The organism is Methylobacterium sp. 17Sr1-1, assembly GCF_003173775.1.
In the GTDB taxonomy this organism is placed as follows: Bacteria; Pseudomonadota; Alphaproteobacteria; order Rhizobiales; family Beijerinckiaceae; genus Methylobacterium.
The window spans coordinates 5,726,851-5,746,910 of sequence record NZ_CP029552.1; the positions used below are offsets into that span (position 1 = coordinate 5,726,851).

The following is a 20,060-nucleotide window of genomic DNA, read 5'->3' on the forward strand; positions in this document are numbered from 1 at the left end:
CCCGGGACGATGCGATGCAACGGAACCCGAGCCATGTCCGATATCGTCCCGGACCTGAGAACGATCCAGATTTTCTACTGGACGGCGGCGCTGGGCAGCTTCAGCGCCGCCGCCAAGCGGCTCAACACCACGCAGCCGGCCGTCTCGCACCGGATCGCGGCGCTGGAGCGCGCCTTCGGGCTCACGCTCATCAACCGCCTGCCGCGCAGCCTCAGCCTGACGCCCAAGGGCCACGAGCTGATGGGCTATGCCGAGCGTCTCCTGCGCCTCCACGGCGAGATGGTCGGCGCCATCACCGCGCCGGCGAGCCGCAGCGGCAGCCTGCGTCTCGGCGTGTCCGAGACCATCGTCCATACCTGGCTGACGGCGTTCATCGAGGTCATGGGGCGGACCTATCCGGGCGTCGCCATCGACCTCGCGGTCGACGTGTCCCCGGTCATGCGCGAGGCGTTGCTCCGGCGCGATCTCGACCTCGCCTTCCTGGTCGGCCCGGTCACGACCCCGAAGCTGGTGAACGTGTCCCTCGGCCAGTTCGCCACCGCCTGGATCGCCTCCCCCGGCCTCGTGACCGCTTCCGGCCCGATCGGGCTGGCGGAGCTCACGCGCCATCCCATCATCACGTTCCCGCCCAACACGACGCCCTACGCGCATCTGCGCGACCTTCTTGTCCAGGCGGATCTCCCCCCGCCGCGCCTCTACACCAGCGCCTCCCTCTCGGCGATCATCCGCATGGCGATCGAGGGCACCGGGATCGGGGCCATGCCGGCCGACGCCGTCCTGCCCGAGATCGAGCGGGGCCAGCTGCGCGTGCTCGACGCCTCGGTCGGCCTCCCCGCCGTCGGGTTCGTGGCGGCGTACGAGAACGCCCCCGACAATCGGCTGAGCGCGGCGGCGGCGGAGATCGCCCGGTCGGTGGCGACGGAGTGGTTTGCCATGAAGCGGGATCATGGACTCCCATGACGAATCATGATTTGCCCTCATCTGCCCAAAGGGTAGGCTTGCCGAAATTTTGAGCGAGACAAGCGTGCGATGACCCCTCACCCGGAACCCGGCACCGTCGATCGGGCATCCGCCACAGGCACGAAGGTGCGCCTCGCCTGCCGCAGCGGCGCGATCGCCGGATGCACGGCCGGGATGGCCGACGGCTACGTGCAGGGCAATCTCGCGGTCTTTCCCGAGCGGATCGCCGACGATTTCCGCCTGTACGCCGAGCGCAACCCGAAATCCTGCCCGATCATCGGCGAGTCCAGGCCGGGCCGCCGCGACATCCCGGAGCTCGGCCTCGATCTCGACGTCGCGACCGACATCCCGATGTACCGCGTCTGGCGCGGCGGGGAGCTGGTCGACGAGCGGCCGGACGCGACCTCCATCTGGCGCGACGATCTCGTGGCCTTCGTGATCGGCTGCTCGTTCTCGTTCGAGGCGGCGATGCTGGAGGCCGGCCTGCCGCTGCGCCACGTCGAGCGCGGCACGCACGTCGCGATGTATCGCACCAGCATCGCGTGCGCGCCGGCCGGGCCGTTCGCCGGGCCGATGGTGGTGTCGATGCGGCCCCTGACCCCCGCCCAGGCCATCGAGGCGGTCCAGGTCACGGGACGCTACCCTCGGGTCCACGGCGCCCCCGTGCATCTCGCGCGGCCGGACCTGATCGGCATCGAGGACCTGCAGCGCGTCGATGACGGCGATCCGGTGCCTGTCGGCCCGGACGAGATCTCGGTCTTCTGGGCCTGCGGCGTCACCCCGCACTCCGTGATCGCCGCGGCGCGTCCCGACTTCGCCATCACCCACGCGCCCGGCTGCATGCTCGTCACGGATCGTCTCAACACGGACTTCGCGACGGACTGACGATGACCGAAACGCCACATCACAACGACACGCCCCGTCTCCTCGATGCCGGCGAGGCCGCGCTCGTCGCTGAATTCGGCACGACCGTCGATCCGGCGATCAGCGACCGGGTCCTCGCCCTGGAGGACGCCCTGGCCGCCCAAAACCTGCCGGGCATCCTGGAGACGGTTCCGACCTACCGCTCGCTGATGATCCACTACGACCCGCTGGTGCTCGACCGGGAGACCCTGGCGGGGCATGTCCGCGGCCTGACCGGCGGGACCATTCGGCGGGCCGCCGCTCCGGCCCGCTGGATCCTGCCCTGCTGCTACGACGCGCCCCACGGCGAGGACCTGGCGGCCGTCGCCGAGCTGATCGGGCGCACGCCCGCGCAGGTCGCCGCCCTGCATCAGGGGGGGACCTACCGGGTCTACATGTACGGCTTCGCGCCGGGTTTCGCCTATCTCGGTGGCCTGCCGGAGCCGCTGGCGGTCAAGCGGCGCCCGAGCCCGCGCCCGCCCCACCCGACCAACGCCGTGATGGTCGGCGGCGGCCTCGCGGCCGTGGCGACCGTGCCGATGCCGACCGGCTGGTACGTGCTCGGCGCCACGCCGTCCAAGCTCTACGCGCCCGAACGGGCGGAGAGCTTCTTCGTGCGGCCGGGTGACGAGATCCGCTTCGAGGCGATCGACGCCGCGGCCTATGCCGGTCTCGCCGCCCGGGAGGCGGCCGGGGAGCGGGTGGCACGGCGCGAGGAGGCGTCACGATGAGCGTGCTGACGATCGAGGCCGCCGGGCCGGGAGTGACCCTTCAGGACGGCGGCCGGCACGGCTACCTCCGGTTCGGCATCACGCCCGCGGGCGCGATGGACCCGCTGATGTTCGCCACCGCCAACCGGGCGGTCGGCAATCCCCTCGACGCCACGGCGATCGAGATCTCGACGGGCGGCCTGACCGTCGGCGCCTCCGGCGGGCCGCTGAGCCTCGCCGTGGTCTCGGCCGGGTTCCGCTCCGCCCTCGACGGCGAGGCGCTGCCCACCTCCTGCGCCCTGACCCTGGAGCCGGGGCAGACCCTGACCGTCCGGGCCGGCAAGGTGGGCGCCTGGGGCTACCTCGCCGTGGCGGGCCGCCTCGACGTGGCGCCGGTCCTCGGCTCGACGGCGACCCATACCCGCTCCGCCCTCGGGGGCCTCGACGGGCGCGGGCTCCAGGCCGGCGACCGCCTGCCCGTCGCCGGAGCCCGGTCGGGCGGCAGGGCGCCCGAGCGCCTGCTCGCGCCATGGCTCGCCCGGGACGCGTCGCGGATCCGCGTCATCCTCGGCCCGCAGGACGATTACTTCTCGCCCGACCAGATCGCCGCCTTCCTGACACGGTCATGGACCGTCTCGCCCCGGGGCGACCGCATGGCCTGCTTCCTCGACGGGACGCCGCTCACGCATGCGAAGGGCCACGACATCGTGTCCGACGGCGTCGCCAAGGGGGCGATCCAGGTGCCGGGCAACGGCCTGCCGATCATCCTGATGGCCGACCGCCAATCGACCGGCGGCTACCCGAAGATCGCCACGGTGATCGGCCCCGATCTCGGGCGCCTCGCCCAGCTCCAGGGCAATTCGCAGATCGTCTTCGGCGCGGTCTCGGTCGCCGATGCGGTCGCCGCGCGGCGTGCGGAAACGGAAGCCCTGCGCGGCGACGTGGCGCGCGAGCCGGTGGTGCGCACGGATTTCGGAGCGGAATTCCTGCTCGGCCTCAACCTGGTCGGCGGCGTCGTGGACGGGTTCGCGTAGTCGCTCCGTCTCCGTCTGATCTGTTCCGAAGCAAGGTGAGCGCGTCTCCCCTCTCCAGGCGATACCGGGCTTGCCAGAGATCCTTGCCCGGTATCGCTGCAAGGTGTGGGAGAGGGGATCCCGCGCTATGCTTGCATTGGAGTAGATTGAGCGGAAACCGTCTCACTCCCTGGTTCAATACCCCTGCGCGCTCCCGGTATTCCGCCGCGGATCGTTGGCCCCGTAGTACCGGAACGCCCCCACCGGCTGGCCGCCGAGCGTCGGCGCGCCGATCAGGATCGCCGCGAGGTGGTTGGCCGGCTGGGCCTGACCGAACCTGTGGCCCATCCCCTCCAGGATCGCGCGGGTGTCCGGCGACAGGGCGAAGCGCTCGACATTGGTCACGTCGGGCATCCACTGGTTGTGCAGGCGCGGCGCGTCGGTGGCCTCCTGGATGTTCATGCCGTAATCGATCACGTTGAGGATGCTGTGCAACACCACCGTGATGATCCGGCTGCCGCCGGGCGTGCCCGTCACCAGGACGGGCTTGCCGTCCTTCGTGACGATGGTCGGGCTCATCGAACTCAACGGGGTCTTGCCGGGTGCCACCGCGTTGGCCTCGCCCTGGAGCAGGCCGTAGATGTTCGGCACGCCGACCTTGGCGGTGAAGTCGTCCATCTCGTTGTTGAGGAGCACGCCCGTCCCCTCGGCGGTGATCCGCACGCCGAACCAGTCGTTGAGGGTGTAGGTCACCGAGACGGCGTTGCCCTGACTGTCGACGATCGAGTAGTGGGTGGTGTTGCTGCCCTCGTGCGGGGCTGAGCCGGGCTTCAGCTCGGCAGAGATGCCGGCCTTCTTCGGGTCGATCGCCGCCCGGATCTTGTCCGCATAGGCCTTGTCGGTCAGCCGCGCGACCGGGTTCGTCACGAAGTCGGGATCGCCCAGATAGGCGTTGCGGTCGAGATAGGCGTGGCGCATCGCCTCGATCTCGTAATGGACGGCTTGCGCCGAGCCCCAGCCGAGCTTGGCGAGGTCGTAGCCCTCGAGGATGTTCAGCATCTCGCAGATCACCACCCCGCCGGAGCTGGGCGGCGGGGCCGAGATCACCCGGTAGCCGCGATAGTCGCACTCGATCGGCGGCAACTCGCGGGTGGCGTAGCGGTCGAGGTCGGCCTGGACGATGAGCCCGTCATGCTTGCGGCTCGACGCCGTCAGCGCGTCGGCGACCGCGCCCTTGTAGAACCCGTCCTTGCCCCGCTCGGCGATCGTCCGCAGCGTCCCGGCGAGGTCCTTCTGCACGAGCCGGTCGCCCACGCGGTAGGGCTGCCCCTGGTTGAGGAAGATCCGGGCCGAGGCCGGATCCTTGCCGAAATCCTCCGTGGCGGTCGCCATCATGTCGACGTCGCCCTGGTCGAGGGTGAAGCCCTCCTCCGCCAGCCTGATCGCCGGGGCGATCAGCTCGGCGCGGGGCCGCGTGCCGTACTTCGCCAGCGCGTCCTCGAGGCCCGCCACGGTGCCGGGCACGCCCACCGCCAGGAAGCTCTTGGTGCTCAAGCCCTTGACGACGTTGCCGTCCTTGCCCAGGAACATGTCGCGGGAGGCGGCGAGCGGCGCCTTCTCGCGGAAATCCAGGAAGGTCCGGCTGCCGTCGGCGCGCTGGATCGTCATGAAACCGCCGCCGCCGAGATTGCCGGCCGCCGGATAGACCACCGCCAGGGCGTAGCCGACCGCGACCGCCGCATCGATGGCGTTGCCGCCCCGCTTCAGCACATCCACGCCGACCTGCGTCGCATAGTGCTGCGCCGTCACCACCATGCCGTGCTCGGCCGCGACCGGCGCCCGCGAGGCGGCGTGCGCGGCCTCCGGCGGCACCGCCACGACGAAGAGAGCGGCGAGAAGTCCGATGCCGACCGAAGTGATCCTGTGGCGCGAAGTGATCCTGTGGCCCATGAGGCGTCCCTGCCGTGGTGGTGAATCGCCGCCACGGTACACGACGGCGGCGCGCCGCCCTATCGCGCGTGATTGATGCGTGTGAGACCCTATCCCCCTGCCCGCCGCGCTCTAGCTGCGAGGGCAGACGCTCAGGGAGGCCTTCCATGTCGATGAACCGTCGCACCCTCATGGCCGGAGGCGTCCTCGCCGGCCCGATCCTCGCCAGCGCGCCCGGCCTCGCCGGCGGCGGCTCCGCCCCCGCCGGCGACCTGCCGGGGGTCTACCGCTACGGCATCGGCGAGGCGACGGTGACGGCCCTGCACGAGGGCGGGGTGAAGCGCCCCCTCGACGCGGGCTTCGTGCGCAACGCCCCGCTCCCCGAGGTGCAGGCGGCCCTCGCCCAGGCCTTCCTGCCGACCGAGACCCTGCCGATCACCTTCACGCCGCTCCTCCTCACCCTCGGGGGCAAGCGGGTGCTGGTCGATGCGGGCTTCGCCGATCAGGGCCCGCCCGGCACCGGCGGGACGTTGCGCGGCTTGGCGCTCGCCGGGATCGATCCCGGCACGATCGACACGGTGGTGATCAGCCACTTCCATCCCGACCACATCCTCGGCCTCAAGCGGAAGGACGGCTCCGCCACCTTCCCGAACGCACAGGTGCTGGTGCCGGAGACCGAGTGGCGCTTCTGGACGGAGGACGGCCGCTTGGCGAATCCGCCCGAGGCCCTGAAGGCCAATGTCGGCGCCGTGCAGAAGACCTTCGGGAGCGGCCTCAAGGTCGAGCGCTACGCCTGGGACAAGGAGGTGCTGCCGGGTCTCACCGCCCTCGGCACGCCCGGCCACACGCCGGGCCACACCTCGTTCCGGCTCGAATCCGGGGCTAAGCGGCTGCTGATCGCCTCCGACATCACCAACCACCCGGCCCTGTTCGTGCGCCACCCCGACTGGTCGGCCCTGTTCGACATGGATGCCGACCAGGCCCGCGCCACCCGCCACCGGATGCTGGCGCTTGCCGCCGACGAGCGGCTGCCGGTGGCGTTCTACCACGCCCCCTTCCCGGCCGCGGGGCACATCGCCCGCTCCGGCGGATCTTACGAGTTCGTGCCGCTGCAATGGGGACTGGACCTCGCCTGAGCGGGGCTTGACCTCCGGCATGACCGGTCCCGCCCGCCGCCTCGACCTCGACCGGGTCAATACGCTGGTGCAGACCCTGGCGCTTCTCGGCGCCGGGGCCTGGGGCGTCTACACGTTCGTGTACGAGGCGCGCATCAAGCCGGGGCTGGCGCCGCCGGCGGTGTCGGTGACGACCGCGCTCGCTAAGGCCGGCGAGCGCGACGGCCACGTCGCCATCCGCTCGACCGTGACCCGCCGCAACGTCGGCGAGGCGGGCGTGCGGGTGTTGGGCCTCGCCTACACCGTCAGCGGCATCCGGGCGCGGTTCGGGCCGGACGCCGCTGCGCCCGAACGGGCCGGCGGCACGGCCTTCGCGCGCGGCTACGACCTCGACGAGCCCGGCACGGTGATCCTGCGCCAGGGCAAGCTCTTCGCCGGGGCGACCGACGGGGCCGAGCCCTCCGATCTCAATCCCGGCGAGGCGGTCTCGCGGGACTCGATCTTCTACGCCGACGCCAAGGCCTACGACTTCGTCCGGTTCGAGGTCAGCCTCGTCTATACCAAGGCGGACGACCCGCCAGTGCGGTTGCGCTTCGAGACCGCGGCGTCGGGGCGCCTCGCGCTGCGACCCCTGGGCGAGTGCCGGGACGAGGCCTGCGCCCGGCTCCGGACGACGGATTTCGCCACCGAGTTCTCGCTCTGGTGAGCCGATTAGGCCTGGTCTGACCGGTCCGGCGGCGCGACCTGCGCGCGCCACGCGCGGGACCAGGTGCCCAAGGGGACCAGCGCCGCCCTCGTCCTCGCCGACGCGCTCGTCAGCCTCGCCGCCCCAGGCTGACCCGGACCGCAGCGCCCGGCATCCGGGCGGTGTAGACGAGACGCCGGCCCCGCGTGCTATGCCTCTCCCGACGCGGCCGGCGACGGCCCGGCGGCCGTTCGCGTCACGGGAGGCGCCGGGCGGGACCGTCTCTCAAGGTGGTCGGGACACCCCTCATGGCGCGGCGCTTCAACCAGATCGCCTTCATCGCGAGCCCGACGCCCGACGCCCGCGAGGCGGCCGAGCTCCTGATGCAGCGCTACGACCACGTGCCGCCCGAGGAGGCGGACGTGGTGGTGGGTCTGGGCGGCGACGGGCTGATGCTGCAGGCGCTGCACCGCTTCATGGGCACGGGCAAGCCGATCTACGGCATGAACCGCGGCACCGTCGGCTTCCTGATGAACGAGTTCCACCTCGACGACCTGATCGAGCGGCTGGAGGTGGCCCAGCGCAGCATCGTCCACCCGCTCCTGATGATCGCCACCGATGTCGGCGGCCTCACCCATACGGCGCGGGCGGTCAACGAGGTCTACATGCTGCGCCAGACCCACCAGACCGCCAAGCTGAAAATCTCGATCGACGGCCAGGTCCGCCTGCCCGAGCTGATCGCCGACGGGGTGCTGGCGGCGACCCCGGTGGGCTCCACCGCCTACAACCTCTCGGTCGGCGGGCCGATCCTGCCGATCTCGTCCCAGCTCATCGCGCTCACCCCGATCTCGGCCTTCCGGCCCCGGCGCCAGGGCAGCGTGCTCCTGCCCAACCACGTCCGCATCCGCATCGAGGTGAAGGACCCGGAATACCGGCCCGTCGCCGCGGTGGCCGACCACACCGAGTTCCGCCGCGTCGCCCGGGTCGAGACCCAGCTCGACCGCTCGACCGACCTCGTGATGCTGCACGATCCCGGCCAGGGCATGGACGAGCGCATCCTGCGCGAGCAGTTCGGCTGAGAGTCGCGCCGCCAGACCCTGCGGCAAGACCCTACGGCAAGGCGGCGCACTGGAAGCCGGCTCACCCGCGCATAGATCCGTCATCGGGGCCGGCCGTGACGCCCCGTGACGGAGCGCCCGGATGCCCGACCGCCTGCCCCAGCCCATCTGCCGGGCCTTCTCCCGATGAGCGGGGGCGCCCTGCGGGAGGACGATTACCGCAACCTCGCCGAGTCGCTGCCCCAGCTCGCCTGGATCGCCGAGGCCGACGGCGCCATCGTCTGGTACAATCAGCGCTGGTACGATTACACCGGCACCACCCTCGACTCGATGCAGGGCTGGGGCTGGCGCGCCGTCCACCACCCGGACCATCTCGAGCGGGTCGAGACGCGCTTCCGCCGCGCCTTCGCCACCGGCGAGCCGTGGGAGGACACGTTTCCGCTCAAAGGCGCCGACGGGGTCTTCCGCTGGTTCCTGTCCCGGGCCCAGCCGTGGCGCGATGCCTCCGGGCGGATCGTGCGCTGGTACGGCACCAACACCGACATCACCCGGCGGCGCGCCACCGAGGAGCGCCTGCGCCACGCCCAGGACCGCTTCCGCGCCCTCGTCGACAGCGCCGCGGCGATCATCTGGTCGGCGGATGCCAACGGCGAGCTCTCGATTGGGCAGTGGCGCTGGACCGCCTATACCGGCCAGAGCGACGAGGAGTGCCAGGGCTGGGGCTGGGTCGAGGCGGTGCATCCGGACGACCGGGCCAAGGCCGTCGATGCCTGGGCCCGCGCCGTCGAGGCGCGCACGCCCTTCGAGATCGAGTACCGGATGCGCCGGCGCGACGGCGCCTGGCGCCACATGGAGGTGCGGGCCGCCCCGGTCATCGCCGAGGACGGAGGCGTGCGCGAGTGGGTCGGCATGCATGTCGACATCACCGCCCGCAAGGAGGCCGAGGCCGAGATCGACCGCGCCCGCCACGCCGCGGAAGCCGCCAACCGCGCCAAGAGCCAGTTCATCGCCAACATGAGCCACGAGCTGCGCACCCCGCTCTCGGCGGTGATCGGCTACTCGGAGATGCTGGCGGAGGAGCTGGAGGATCTGGGCCAGGCCGAGTTGCTGCCGGACCTGCGCAAGATCGAGGCCTCCGCGCGCCATCTCCTCGGCCTCATCAACGACGTCCTCGACATCTCGAAGATCGAGGCCGGCCGCATGACGGTGGCGGCGGAGGATTTTTCCGTCCGCGAGATGGTCGGCGACGTGGTGGCGGCGACCGAGTCGCTGGTGGGGAAGAAGCGCAACCGCCTGGTCCTCGACATCCCCGACGGGATCGGCGCCATGCGCCAGGACCAGGGCAAGGTGCGCCAGTGCCTGGTCAATCTGCTGGGCAACGCCGCGAAGTTCACGGAGGCCGGCACCATCACCCTCTCGGCCCGGCGCGACGAGGAGGACGGGGCGGAGTGGCTGACCTTCGCGGTGACCGATACCGGCATCGGGCTCACCGAGGAGCAGTGCGGCCGCCTATTCGAGCGCTTCGCCCAGGCCGACGAATCGACCACCCGGCAATTCGGCGGCACGGGCCTGGGCCTCGCCATCACCCGCGCCTTCTGCCGGCGCATGGGTGGCGACATCGCCGTGACCTCGACCTACGGCGAGGGTGCGACCTTCACCATCCGGCTGCCGGCTGTGCTGACGGCGCAGGACGACGAGCCGACGCCGGAGGAGGTTCGGGCGCTTGATGAGGCGAAGGCGGAGGCCGCGCGCCACGACGTGGTGCTCCTCGTCGACGACGACCCCGCGGCGCGGGACCTGCTCTCCCGCTTCCTCGAGCGCGAGGGGTTTCGCGTCCGCACGGCGAGCGACGGCAGGGCGGGCCTGGCGCTCGCCCGGGCGCTCAAGCCGCGGGCGATCCTCCTCGACATCGAGATGCCGCGAATGGACGGCTGGTCGGTGCTGCACGCCATCCGCAGCGACGCGGACCTCGCCGCGACCCCGGTGATCATGACCTCGGTGGTCGCCGAGCAGGGCCTCGGCCGGGCGCTCGGGGCCACCGACTACCTCGTCAAGCCGATCGACTGGGACCACCTCAAGGGCCTGATGGAGCGCTACCGTCCGGCCGATTCCCCCGGCACGGTGCTGCTCGTCGACGACGACGCGGATGCCCGCGAGCGCCTGCGCCGCAGCCTGTCCCGGGACGGCTGGACCGTGCGCGAGGCCGAGAACGGCGCCGTCGGCCTCCAGCGCCTCGACGAGGGCCGGCCCTCCCTGATCCTCCTCGACCTGATGATGCCGGTGATGGACGGCTTCGCCTTCCTGACGCAGTTGCGCGCCCGGCCCGACGGCACCGAGGTGCCGGTGGTGGTGCTCACCGCCAAGGACATCACCCCGGCCGAGAAGGAGCGGCTGGGCCGCGACACGGAGCGGGTGATCGTCAAGGGCAGCGTGTCGCTGAACGAGATCGGCCGCCTCTTGCGCAACATGTACGCCGACCGGGTCAACGACGCGGTGCCGGCCTCGCTGCAGGGGCTGATCGACGAGCTGGCGGCACGGACGGGGCCGGAGGGGGGGTGAGGATCGCGTCTATCCTCGTGGGCGCCCCGGCCCTGTCCCCTCGTCCCACACGCTCCAGCGAAAGACCTCGGTGCCGGCGCCGTCGACGATGCGCACCGCCTCGGCCGCGGGCCCCGAGCGCTGCGGCACCCGGGCGCGGCGAAACAGGCGCAGGGCCCGCTCGCGGGCGGCGTCGAGGCCCGCGGTGCGGATCGAGGCGCGCTGGACCGGCGCGTCCTCGGGGCCGATGATCTCGATGTGGTAGGTTTCGCGCAGCAAGGGTCTGGGGGCTCCGGTCGGCCCCCTCAATAGGGGAGCCGGACCGGCGAGCGCCAGAGGTTGCGCGTCGCGAATGGGGCCGCCCGTCGCGAACGGCGCTGGACCCCCATTCTTCAGGTCTTCAGCACCGGCTCGTTGACGTCGCCGCCGCCGCGCCGGGCGAGGTAGGCCGGCTGGAACATGCACATCCGCACCGCGTCGCGGTACTTGCCGTTGACGAAGAACTCGTCGCGCAGGATGCCCTCGGTCTGGAAGCCGCAGGCCTCGTAGATGCCGATGGCGCGGCGGTTGTCCTTGTCGACGTGCAGGTAGAGCTTGTGGATGTTGAGCACCTTGAAGGCGTAGTCCATCGCGATCCGGGTCGCCCCCAGGGCGTAGCCCCGGCCCTGGAAGGACGGGTGGATCGCGATCTGGAACTCGCAGGAGCGGTGCAGGTGGTTGATCTCCACCAGCTCGACCAGGCCGGCGCGCTCGTTCTCCGGGGTGGCGATGATGAAGCGCCGCTCGGTCTGGTTGTGGATGTTGCGCTCGTAGAGCTGCGCCAGCTCGGCGAAGGACTCGTAGGCCTCCTCGAACCAATAGCGCATGATACTGTCGTTGTTGTTCAACTGGTGCACGAAGAGCAGATCCTCGCGCTCCAGCGGTCGCAGCTTGATGGTCGGGCCCATGGTCGTTCGAAAGGTGCCGGTCTGAGAGTTCCGATCCTACTCCTCCGGCGCTCCTGCGTCACCCGCCGACAGGGCGGCGACGGCCGCCGCGAGGCGATCCCAGCCCTCCGCCAGGCGCGTGACCTCGACGATCAGCCGGTCGAGGGAGGCTGCCGCCTCGGCGCCCTCCGGGGTCGCCCGCGCCTCGGCGGAGACCGGGTTCTCCCGCAGGGCCGCGAGCTGGTTGCGCAGCTGACCCCGCAGGGCGGCGAGGCGCCGGCGGCCGGCCTCCCCTGGCAGCGGCCCGTCCGCGTCGTCCCCGGGCGCATCCTCCTCCACCAGCCGCAGCCAGCGTCGTCCGGTCTCGGGCATGGCAGCCTCCGTCCATCCGGGCCCCGTCGCGGGGCGTGACGGCCGATGCTGCGCACCAGGAGCGAACAAGAGATTAACGAAATCTTGAGAATGCCGGCGGGCGAGGACGTCCACAGCGAAAAAATTCCCAGGATTGATGCCATTGGGACAGTCTTTCGCGGCAGGCTCGCGATGGTGGCGGTTTCTTAGTGCGAAAACCGCCACATTGCCGTGCCAGGCATCGTGTGGGCGTGCGGGGGGGAGCGACGGGGATGGCCTTGCGGGGACGGACGATCCTGGGCGTGGCCGGCCTCTCGGCGACGCTCCTCGCGGGCGCCCTCCCCGCTCACGCGCTCCCCAAGCACCTCGCCCCGGTGCCGGCCGCGACGGTCGCCCTGATGGCCTCGCGCGGGATGGCGCCCTCGGCGCCGGTGCTGCTGCGGGCCTACAAGCAGGAATCCGAGATCGAGGTGTGGAAGCGGGCGGCGGATGGTCGCTTCGTCCACCTCAAGACCTTCCCGATCTGCCGCTGGTCGGGCCAGCTCGGTCCCAAGACCCGGGCCGGCGACCGGCAGGCGCCGGAGGGGTTCTATTCGGTCGCCGCGCGACAGCTGAACCCGAACTCGGCCTATTTCCTCTCCTTCGACGTCGGCTATCCCAACGCCTACGACCGGGCCCATGGCGGCACCGGCTCGGCCCTGATGGTGCACGGCACCTGCTCGTCGGCCGGCTGCTTCGCCATGACCGACCGGCAGGTCGGCGAGATCTACGCGCTGGTGCGCGATGCGCTCGCCGGCGGCCAGGCGGCGTTCCAGTTCCAGGCCTTTCCGTTCCGGATGACCGCCCGGGCGATGGCGCGCCACCGCACCGACCGGCACATCGCTTTCTGGCGCCAGCTCAAGGAGGGCTCGGACCGGTTCGAGGCGACGGGCCGCGAGCCGCTGGTCGGCGTCCAGGGCGGGGCTTACGTCTTCTCGCCCTATCCCGATCCGGCGGTCGAGGCCCTGGCGGCGGCGCGGCGCACCGAGGAGGAGGCGCGCATCCAGGCCCTGGTCGAGGGCGGGGTGGAGGCGGTGCGCACCACCTACGCCGATGGCGGCCAGCACCCGAGCTTCACCGCATTGCTCAAGCGCGCCTCGGCCTTCAATGCCGCCGCCGTCACCGGCGCCACGGCTCCCGTGACGAACGCCACCGCCTACGCCCCGGAAGGGGCACCGGCGGCGAGCCCCTTCTCGGCCTTCATCGTCCCGGCCGGGCTCGGCGACGTCAGCCGGCCCGAGGCCCTGGCGATGGCCGGGCGCGAGGTGGTGGTGATCCCGGCCCGCAGGCGCCCTCCCGCCCCGCTCCACCCGATCCAGGTCGCGGCGGCCTTCGCGCCGCTGCCGGTGATCGAGACCGAGCCGTCGCCGTTCTCGCGCCTGCGCCTGGCGGAGGAGCCGTCGCGGCTCACCCTCGCAGCCTCGCCCGAGCCGGCGCGGCCGCGGTTCCTGACGGCGAAATTCGCGGCGTTGCCGTAGTTCGGCTGGTGCGAGGTTCTGGTCCCGGGCCGGTGACGGACGCGCAGGATGAGGGAGCCGTGGAAGGAGGCGCTGCTCGCAGGACCTGTACGCTCGACATCCTCCTCGCCGCGCGTTCGCGCTGCGCTGTCATCTATCGACGTGGCCCGTCCAAGCAGACCTGCCTGATCCGCTGGGACCGGGCGACCGACACGTTCGAGGTCGGGCAATGGTTCAACGGCCGCGTCTACCCAGAACGCTCCGCCCTCGCGCCCGACGGTGAGCATCTGCTGACCTTCATGGGCTCGTTCCGGCCTCCCTTTCGCACCTGGACGGCGCTCTCGCGGCCGCCGTACTTCACGGCACTCGCACTTTGGCCCAAGGGCGACACGTGGGGTGGTGGCGGTGCGTTCCTGTCTGAGCGGACCTTCGCCCTCGCGCATGGCTCGTCACCCGCTCCGCTCGCTCCCGGCTTCGCTCTGCCCGAGGGCTTCACCCTCCTTCCACCCGGCCCAGCGACCGATGAGCGGTTCGCACGCGCAACGAGCCGGCTTCCACATGAATGGCGCATGGTCGATGGCTCGGGGACGCCGTCCGCGCCATGGGCCTCCACCTGCGACGGACCATCGGGGCTCGCTCTCCGCGCCTGGTGGGAAGCGGACGACCCCCATCGGCCCTGGCGTGGGGAGCGGCGCATCGAGCTGATACAGGGTGACCGCCGGGCAGCGCTGCCCGGCGTGGGGTGGGCGGGCTTCGACGTGACCGGCGACCTACTCCTCGCCCGCGGCGGGACCCTGCTTCGCTGCATGGCCGACGATCTGGCCGCCAGTCGCGGCGGGAGCGACGTCGTCGTGCGGTCGCACCTGCTTGCCGACTTCACGGACCTGCGGTTCCGGCCGCTCGCCGCGCCCTACGCCTCATCCGTCACGGACGCCCCTGGTACCGGTTGCTTCGTGCCCGCGCTCGACCGTGTGACCAAGTCAGATCGGCAGGCCCGGCAACGAGCACGACGGCTTTTGGCGCCGCGTGCGAATTCCCGAGACGGTTGAGCGGGCGCATGGGGTTGCGGCGTCCGCCTGCGCATGGACGCGCCGGGGGCCAGGCCGTCTAGGGAACAGGGAGCCTGTTCCCTACCAATACAGCTGCGCCCGTCCAATAAATACGTCCGCATCGACCGTCCGCCGGTTGAAGTTCAGGCTCGCCGGCGAGGGCGAGGTGTGGGAGCGGACGTAGTCGAACACGAAGCGGATGTTGCGGTCCGGGTACCAGTTGATGCCGGCGGTGAAGTCCTGCTCGATGCCGCCGCGGATGGTGCGGTCGTCGAGGTCGATGGCGCTGTAGCGCAGGCCGAGCTCGAACACGCCGGTGCCGCCGCGGCTGACGCGCTGTGCCTCCGCGACCTCCACGCCGCCGAACACCGCGTACTCCGTGGCGTAGCGCGGCGCGAGCGTGTAGCGCCGGCCCTTGCTGTTGAGGAGCAGGCCGGCCTGGATGTAGCCGCCCTGGAAGGTGAAGGACGGCGCGCCGCCGAAGCGGCCGACCTCGGTCAGGATGTACTCGGCCTGGAGCCGGAACGGCCCGGTCTGCCAGGCGGCCTCGAGCCCGACGCGGCCGATGCTCGACGCGTCGCGGATGCTGCCGGTACTCACGAATTGCCGCGCGAACAGGAATGCCTCGGAGCGGCTCGACAGGGTGAGCGGGCTGCCGTCGTTCGGCAGCGAGCGGTAGCTGCCGGCGAGCCCGAAATGCAGGACCTCGTACCCGTCCTTGCTGAGCCACGGCGCGTAGGTGACCCGGGTGGTCGAGGCGATGCCCTGGTCGCCGATGGCGGCGTTGTTGATGTTGCCGCCGAACACGCTCGTCACCGCGGTCCATTGGTCGCCGTGGGTGCCGATGGCGAGGCCGAAATTGCGCGCCGGCGCGAAGGCGTCGGCGAGCGAGCGCTCGGTGAACAGGGTGTTGTTGTCGGAGATCAGCTGGTTGAGGCTGAACGGCTCCTTCATGTTGCCGATCGCCACGATGACGTCCTTGAAGCCCTTGTAGGCGACGACCGCGTCGTTGATCGGCCGGTTCGGCTCGGCGAAATCGTACTGGAAGGCGAGCTCCAGCTCCTTGCCGAGCGTCAGGTAGCTCTCGATCCAGGAACGGCGCACGGCGATCGGCGTGTCGAACACCGTGCCGAAGCCGCGCTGCTGCACCCGCCCGGTGCCGAAATCGAGCTGCAGGCGCCCGCCGATCCGCAGGGTCGCGGCGTCGTCGGGGAATTTGAGGGTGATGCCCTTGTCGTCGATGGTCAGGCGCTCGCCGAACGGGCCCGGCATTCCCTCGACGGCGGCGGCGGGCAGGGTCGCGGAGGCGAGCAGGAGGACGGCGAGCGGCCAGGACGGGCGCGAAGGCGTGCAGGTGCGGTGCGACATGTCCGGATCCTCGCAGCAATTGCGCGGAACGCTGCCCGTTATTCCATGACGGCGCTGCGACCAACGATGCCTCCGGCCCTGTTCGTCGGCGGGTGTGGCATCCCTGCTACGCTTGATGGGCGAAGCGAACCGCTGCGTCACCTCCGGGTTGTGTCGGGGACGACCGAGGACCTTGCATGCCCCCCGCCATCGACCGCCGCACCTGCCTGTCCGGCCTCGCCGCCCTCGCGCTGACGACGGGCGCGGCCCGAGCCCAGAGCGGGCAGGCCGGCCGCTCCGACACCCTCCTGGTGATGGAGAAGGGCGACCACGCCTTGAGCTTCTACGAGCTCGCCAGCGGCCGGCGCACCGGCCGGGTCGAGCTGCCGGGAGAGTACCCGCACGAATTCGCCGTCGACCGGGCCGGGGCCCGCGCCTACGCCGCCCTCTACGGCGCCAAGTCCTCGACCACGCCGGGGCCCGGGGGCGATGCAGTCTACGTCGTCGATCTCGCCACCCGGAGCCTCGCCCGCACCATCGCATGCGCGCCGTTCCGGCGCCTGCACGGCCTGCGCCTCGACGCGAAGGACCGGCTGTTCGTGCTGAGCGAGGACCGCGACGTGCTGCTGGGCTTCGACGCGCCGGACCGGGCCGAGCGGCCGGACCGGGCGGTGGCGACCGGCGGCCTCAAGGGCCACCTCTTCTCCCTGTCGCGGGACGGCGAGACGGCCTACATCGCCAACATCCTGTCGAACACCGTGAGCCGGGTCCGGCCCTTCGCGCCGGCCGAGGCGCCGCGCCTCGCCGCGACCGGGCTGTGGCCGGAGGGCAACGCGCTCTCCCCCGACGAATCCACGCTCTACGTCGCCAACCGCCGCAGCGCGACGCTGACCGCGCTCGCCACCGAGGCGATGACGGTGACCCGCACGCTGCCGACCCGGGGCGACGTGGTGCGGGTCGATTGCGGGCCGGAGGGCGACCTCATCCTGGCGAACTACGCCGAGAGGAGCCTGTCGCTCCTCGATTCCGCGCTCAAGGAGGTGGCGGTCGTGCCGCTCGGCGCCGCGCCGGTGGCGCTCGCCCGCCACCCGTCGAGCCCGCTCGCCTTCGCGGCCCTGGAGGACGACCGGATCGCAGTCGTCGACCTCGAGGGGCGGCGCGTCCAGGGCACTCTCGCCACCGGGCGCGAGCCGGACGTGATGGTGGTTCTGCCTGGATAGGCCCGGGGGCCGTTCGGCCCCCGGTCGGCATCATGCGGGTTCCGGACGATCCGTCCGGAACCCGTGTCAGGCCGCCCGCATCGGCCGCTTCGGCGGCTCGAACACCGTGGCGTAGTGGGTGCGGCACCAGCGCTTGCCGGTGAGCACCCGGCAGCCGCAGACGCGCTTCGACTCGATCGCGGTGCCGTCGCCGTCGGACCAGAGCGGGAAGGTGCAGTCGAGCAGGCCGGCCTTGAGGAACAGCACCCCGTCGCCGCCATCGGCCGCGACCGCCGGGACCCGGCGGGACATCGGCAGGGCGACGATGCTGCCGCCCTCGGCCGGCTCGGCCAGCAGGGGGGCGGTCATCGCCGGCGCCGGGGCGAATTCGGGCGCCGTCTCACGCACCGCCTGGACGCTCGGCGCGACCGGACGGGCGGGCGCCTCGCCGCCCTGCGGGGCCGGCGCCCGCGGCGCCGCGGGCTGGGCCACCGCCGCCGGCCGGGCCGCCGGGGCCGCCTTCGCGGCGGGCGCGGCCTTGCGGGACGGCGCCATGTTGGCGGCGAGGAACGCCCGGGTGGCCTCCTCGAGGGCGCGCGCGCTCATCACCGGCGCCTCGACGCGGGGGGCCGGCGGTGCGACCACCGGCTTGGCAGCCGGCTTCTCGGGTGCCGGCTTGGCGACCGGCGCGGCCTCGGGCTTGCCGGGCGCGGGCTTCGCCGGAGCCGCCGCCTTGACCGGGGCGGGCTTGGCGGCGACCGGGGCGGCGTCCGCGGTCAGGATCCGGGAAGGCAGGATCCTGGGAGCAGCCTTGGGAGCCTCGGCCTTCGGGGGCTCGGCCCTGGCGACGGCCTGCGCCGGCTCCGCCTTCACGGGCTCGATCCGGGCGACCGGCTCGACCCTGGCGGGGGCGGCCGGGGCCGCCGGCTTCGCGGCCGCTGCCTTCTCCGCGGCCTTGGCCTGCTGCCGCGCCAGGGCGGCCTGCGCCACGCGGCCGATCACATCGGCGACCGTCGTGCCGATCACGCCGGCGATCTCCGCCGGGTCACGTCCATCGATCCACAGCGCGACCGCCTTCTCGGTCGCCTCAGCCGTCCACACCGCGTCGTTCATTTCCAAGGGGGCTCTGTTCCAGTTCGATTCGGAAAGGCGGGATATACGGTGAGTCTGGTCACCAAGTCCCTTCTCTTGACGCAAGGGTGGGCTGCGACCGATCGCCAGCCCGCGCCCTTCCGGGCCACGCTCCCGCCTCAAACCGGCGCGCGGGCCGATTCGGTGCCCGGATTCGCGCCGGTCGCCCGGCCTGCCGCATCGTTCGCCTTCCAGTCCTTGGCCTTCAGCGCCTGGGCGGCGCGGGCATAGCCCCCGTCCTCGCCGTCGACGAAGTGGACGTGGTCGCGCAAGGCCGCCACCGGGGTGATACAGGTGGTGAGCGCCGCGGCCTGGCGGTGCAGGCCGAATCGCACCAGCCCCGCGGCCTCGGCGGCCTCCAGCCGCGCCTCGATCCGCGCCGCGAGGTCGAGCCCGCAATCGACGGTCATGCGCAGGCCGTCGTCGTATTTCCGGAAATCGGCGTTCGCCACCAGCTCGTCGAGGTAGCGCGGGGCCGAGAACCCGCCGAGCCCGAGCCCGAAGCGGAAGATCAGGTGCGCGACGAGTGTCGCCCCGAGGAGGTGGAGGTGGCGCAAGGACAGGGAGCCCCACAGGGGGCCGCGTGCCCGCACCTCGTGGGCGAAGCCGGCCGGCGGCCAGCGCAAGGCGGGCGCGCCGGGCGGCAGGGGATGGCCGCGGGCCGGCGCCTCGGCGGCCAGCCGCACCACGTCGGCGATCGCCGCCCGCGCCGCAATCCGGTCCGCCCCCTCGGCGGCGACCACCAGGATCGACAGAATCAGGCCGTGGCGGGCTTTCGCCGGCTCGAACCGGCAGGTCAGCCCAGTGAGGTCTGGCACCGTGCCCGCAGGCGCCGCCGCGACGGCGTAGAGCCCCTGCTTGAGCGCGCGCTCGGCGAAGGCGAGGCCGCCGCCCATGAACATCGCGTAGGCGACGTCCGGCGAGGGCGCGTAGCGCGCCACCTCGACCGCGTGGCCGGCCGCGCGGATCGCCGCCACCGGCACCAGGGCGGCGCGCAGGGACAGCCCCATCGCGTCCCGCGACCACGCCGCCGTGGCGGCCAGCGCGGCGCGCGCCGCCTCTTCCTCGTCGGGCGCGACCAGCACGCTCGCCCCGTCGCCCCCGAACACGAACGGCACTTCGCGCCGCCCGAGCGCGTTGCGCAGGGCCGCGATCACCGCCGCGCCGACGAAGTTCACCGCCCGGTAGCGCCCCGCCGCGATGGCCCCGGTCGAATCGACCACGTCGGTGACCGCCACCCACCAGCCTTCCGGGACGGGGCGGTAGGACGCGTCGTCGAGGATGCTGAGGAAGTCGGTCGCCGGGGTGAGGTCGGCGTAGCGGAAGCCGGTGGGCTCCGAGGGGGTGATCGTCTCCATCCGTCCCAAACGTTCGGCGATGCGGCGCCGGTTCCTCGGAGGGCGGGCGTGGCGGAGTTAGGCGGCGGGGGACGCGCGGATTTCCGCTTCCCGGTCGCTCTGGGTGGTGCAGAGAAAGAACAGAGCGCATTCCCCTCTCCAGGCGATACCAGGCTTACCTGGTATCGCTGCAAGGTGTGGGAGAGGGGTTAGGGGTGAGGGTGGCTCGGCTTCGGAATAAGGCAAGAAGGGTCGAGCTGCCAGCACTACGCTCTGAGATTTACACTGAAGTGCGCCACCCTCACGCGATCTT

General features: G+C 71.9%; 18 protein-coding genes. 11 read left to right on the forward strand and 7 right to left on the reverse strand.

Annotated features, from left to right (window positions below; genetic code table 11):
* Positions 1-33: 33 nt before the first annotated feature.
* From DK412_RS26095 to DK412_RS26110, 4 genes are all read left to right on the forward strand, one after another.
* On the forward strand, positions 34-960 hold the full coding sequence (locus DK412_RS26095) for a LysR family transcriptional regulator (protein WP_109974344.1): 927 nt from the start codon (positions 34-36) through the stop codon (positions 958-960).
* Between the two features lie 69 nt (positions 961-1,029).
* The gene (locus tag DK412_RS26100) at positions 1,030-1,845 is read left to right on the forward strand and encodes a putative hydro-lyase (RefSeq protein WP_109974345.1); all 816 of its coding nucleotides are present in this window, start codon (positions 1,030-1,032) and stop codon (positions 1,843-1,845) included.
* A gap of 2 nt (positions 1,846-1,847) precedes the next feature.
* Positions 1,848-2,594, forward strand: coding sequence for an allophanate hydrolase subunit 1 (locus DK412_RS26105; RefSeq protein ID WP_109974346.1), 747 nt, complete (start codon positions 1,848-1,850; stop codon positions 2,592-2,594).
* Positions 2,591-3,607 (forward strand): biotin-dependent carboxyltransferase family protein, encoded by a 1,017-nt coding sequence (locus DK412_RS26110; RefSeq protein ID WP_109974347.1) that lies wholly within the window; start codon positions 2,591-2,593, stop codon positions 3,605-3,607. The genes DK412_RS26105 and DK412_RS26110 overlap by 4 nt, the downstream gene beginning before the upstream one ends.
* 174 nt (positions 3,608-3,781) lie before the next feature.
* Here the strand turns inward: DK412_RS26110 and ggt are convergent, their stop codons facing one another.
* Positions 3,782-5,536 (reverse strand): gamma-glutamyltransferase, encoded by a 1,755-nt coding sequence (gene ggt, locus DK412_RS26115; protein ID WP_109974348.1) that lies wholly within the window; start codon positions 5,534-5,536, stop codon positions 3,782-3,784.
* Between the two features lie 146 nt (positions 5,537-5,682).
* Here ggt and DK412_RS26120 point away from each other — a divergent pair, with 146 nt between their 5' ends.
* The 4 genes from DK412_RS26120 (at position 5,683) to DK412_RS26135 (ending at position 10,932) form a co-directional block, all read left to right on the forward strand.
* The gene (locus tag DK412_RS26120) at positions 5,683-6,651 is read left to right on the forward strand and encodes an MBL fold metallo-hydrolase (RefSeq protein WP_109974349.1); all 969 of its coding nucleotides are present in this window, start codon (positions 5,683-5,685) and stop codon (positions 6,649-6,651) included.
* 19 nt (positions 6,652-6,670) lie between these two features.
* Positions 6,671-7,336, forward strand: a complete 666-nt coding sequence (locus tag DK412_RS26125) for a hypothetical protein (protein ID WP_109975503.1) — start codon at positions 6,671-6,673, stop codon at positions 7,334-7,336.
* A gap of 287 nt (positions 7,337-7,623) precedes the next feature.
* Entirely contained in the window at positions 7,624-8,394 is a 771-nt protein-coding gene (locus tag DK412_RS26130; RefSeq protein ID WP_093565320.1) for an NAD kinase, read from the forward strand.
* Between the two features lie 165 nt (positions 8,395-8,559).
* Positions 8,560-10,932 (forward strand): PAS domain-containing hybrid sensor histidine kinase/response regulator, encoded by a 2,373-nt coding sequence (locus DK412_RS26135; RefSeq protein WP_109974350.1) that lies wholly within the window; start codon positions 8,560-8,562, stop codon positions 10,930-10,932.
* A gap of 9 nt (positions 10,933-10,941) precedes the next feature.
* Here the strand turns inward: DK412_RS26135 and DK412_RS26140 are convergent, their stop codons facing one another.
* The 3 genes from DK412_RS26140 to DK412_RS26150 form a co-directional block, all read right to left on the reverse strand.
* Positions 10,942-11,187, reverse strand: a complete 246-nt coding sequence (locus tag DK412_RS26140) for a hypothetical protein (RefSeq protein ID WP_109975504.1) — start codon at positions 11,185-11,187, stop codon at positions 10,942-10,944.
* Positions 11,188-11,303: 116 nt separating this feature from the next.
* Complete coding sequence (gene speG, locus DK412_RS26145) at positions 11,304-11,858, reverse strand: spermidine N1-acetyltransferase (protein WP_109974351.1); 555 nt, start codon at positions 11,856-11,858, stop codon at positions 11,304-11,306.
* A 36-nt stretch (positions 11,859-11,894) separates the two neighbouring features.
* The gene (locus DK412_RS26150; RefSeq protein ID WP_109974352.1) at positions 11,895-12,209 is read right to left on the reverse strand and encodes a hypothetical protein; all 315 of its coding nucleotides are present in this window, start codon (positions 12,207-12,209) and stop codon (positions 11,895-11,897) included.
* Between the two features lie 251 nt (positions 12,210-12,460).
* On the opposite strand from DK412_RS26150, the gene DK412_RS26155 reads away from it, so the two are divergent.
* Both DK412_RS26155 and DK412_RS26160 read left to right on the forward strand, forming a co-directional pair.
* A complete protein-coding gene (locus DK412_RS26155) occupies positions 12,461-13,705 on the forward strand; it encodes a murein L,D-transpeptidase family protein (RefSeq protein WP_245447294.1) in 1,245 nt (414 codons plus the stop codon).
* Between the two features lie 32 nt (positions 13,706-13,737).
* Positions 13,738-14,733, forward strand: coding sequence for a hypothetical protein (locus DK412_RS26160; protein ID WP_109974353.1), 996 nt, complete (start codon positions 13,738-13,740; stop codon positions 14,731-14,733).
* 81 nt (positions 14,734-14,814) lie between these two features.
* Here the strand turns inward: DK412_RS26160 and DK412_RS26165 are convergent, their stop codons facing one another.
* Positions 14,815-16,101, reverse strand: coding sequence for a porin (locus DK412_RS26165; RefSeq protein ID WP_109974354.1), 1,287 nt, complete (start codon positions 16,099-16,101; stop codon positions 14,815-14,817).
* A 176-nt stretch (positions 16,102-16,277) separates the two neighbouring features.
* On the opposite strand from DK412_RS26165, the gene DK412_RS26170 reads away from it, so the two are divergent.
* Positions 16,278-17,300 carry a YncE family protein gene (locus DK412_RS26170; RefSeq protein WP_109974355.1) on the forward strand — a complete coding sequence of 341 codons (1,023 nt, stop codon included), beginning with the start codon at positions 16,278-16,280 and terminating at the stop codon, positions 17,298-17,300.
* A gap of 66 nt (positions 17,301-17,366) precedes the next feature.
* Here the strand turns inward: DK412_RS26170 and DK412_RS26175 are convergent, their stop codons facing one another.
* Positions 17,367-18,392 carry a hypothetical protein gene (locus tag DK412_RS26175; RefSeq protein ID WP_109974356.1) on the reverse strand — a complete coding sequence of 342 codons (1,026 nt, stop codon included), beginning with the start codon at positions 18,390-18,392 and terminating at the stop codon, positions 17,367-17,369.
* A 137-nt stretch (positions 18,393-18,529) separates the two neighbouring features.
* Positions 18,530-19,768 carry a DUF3095 domain-containing protein gene (locus DK412_RS26180; protein ID WP_109974357.1) on the reverse strand — a complete coding sequence of 413 codons (1,239 nt, stop codon included), beginning with the start codon at positions 19,766-19,768 and terminating at the stop codon, positions 18,530-18,532.
* Positions 19,769-20,060: the final 292 nt, after the last annotated feature.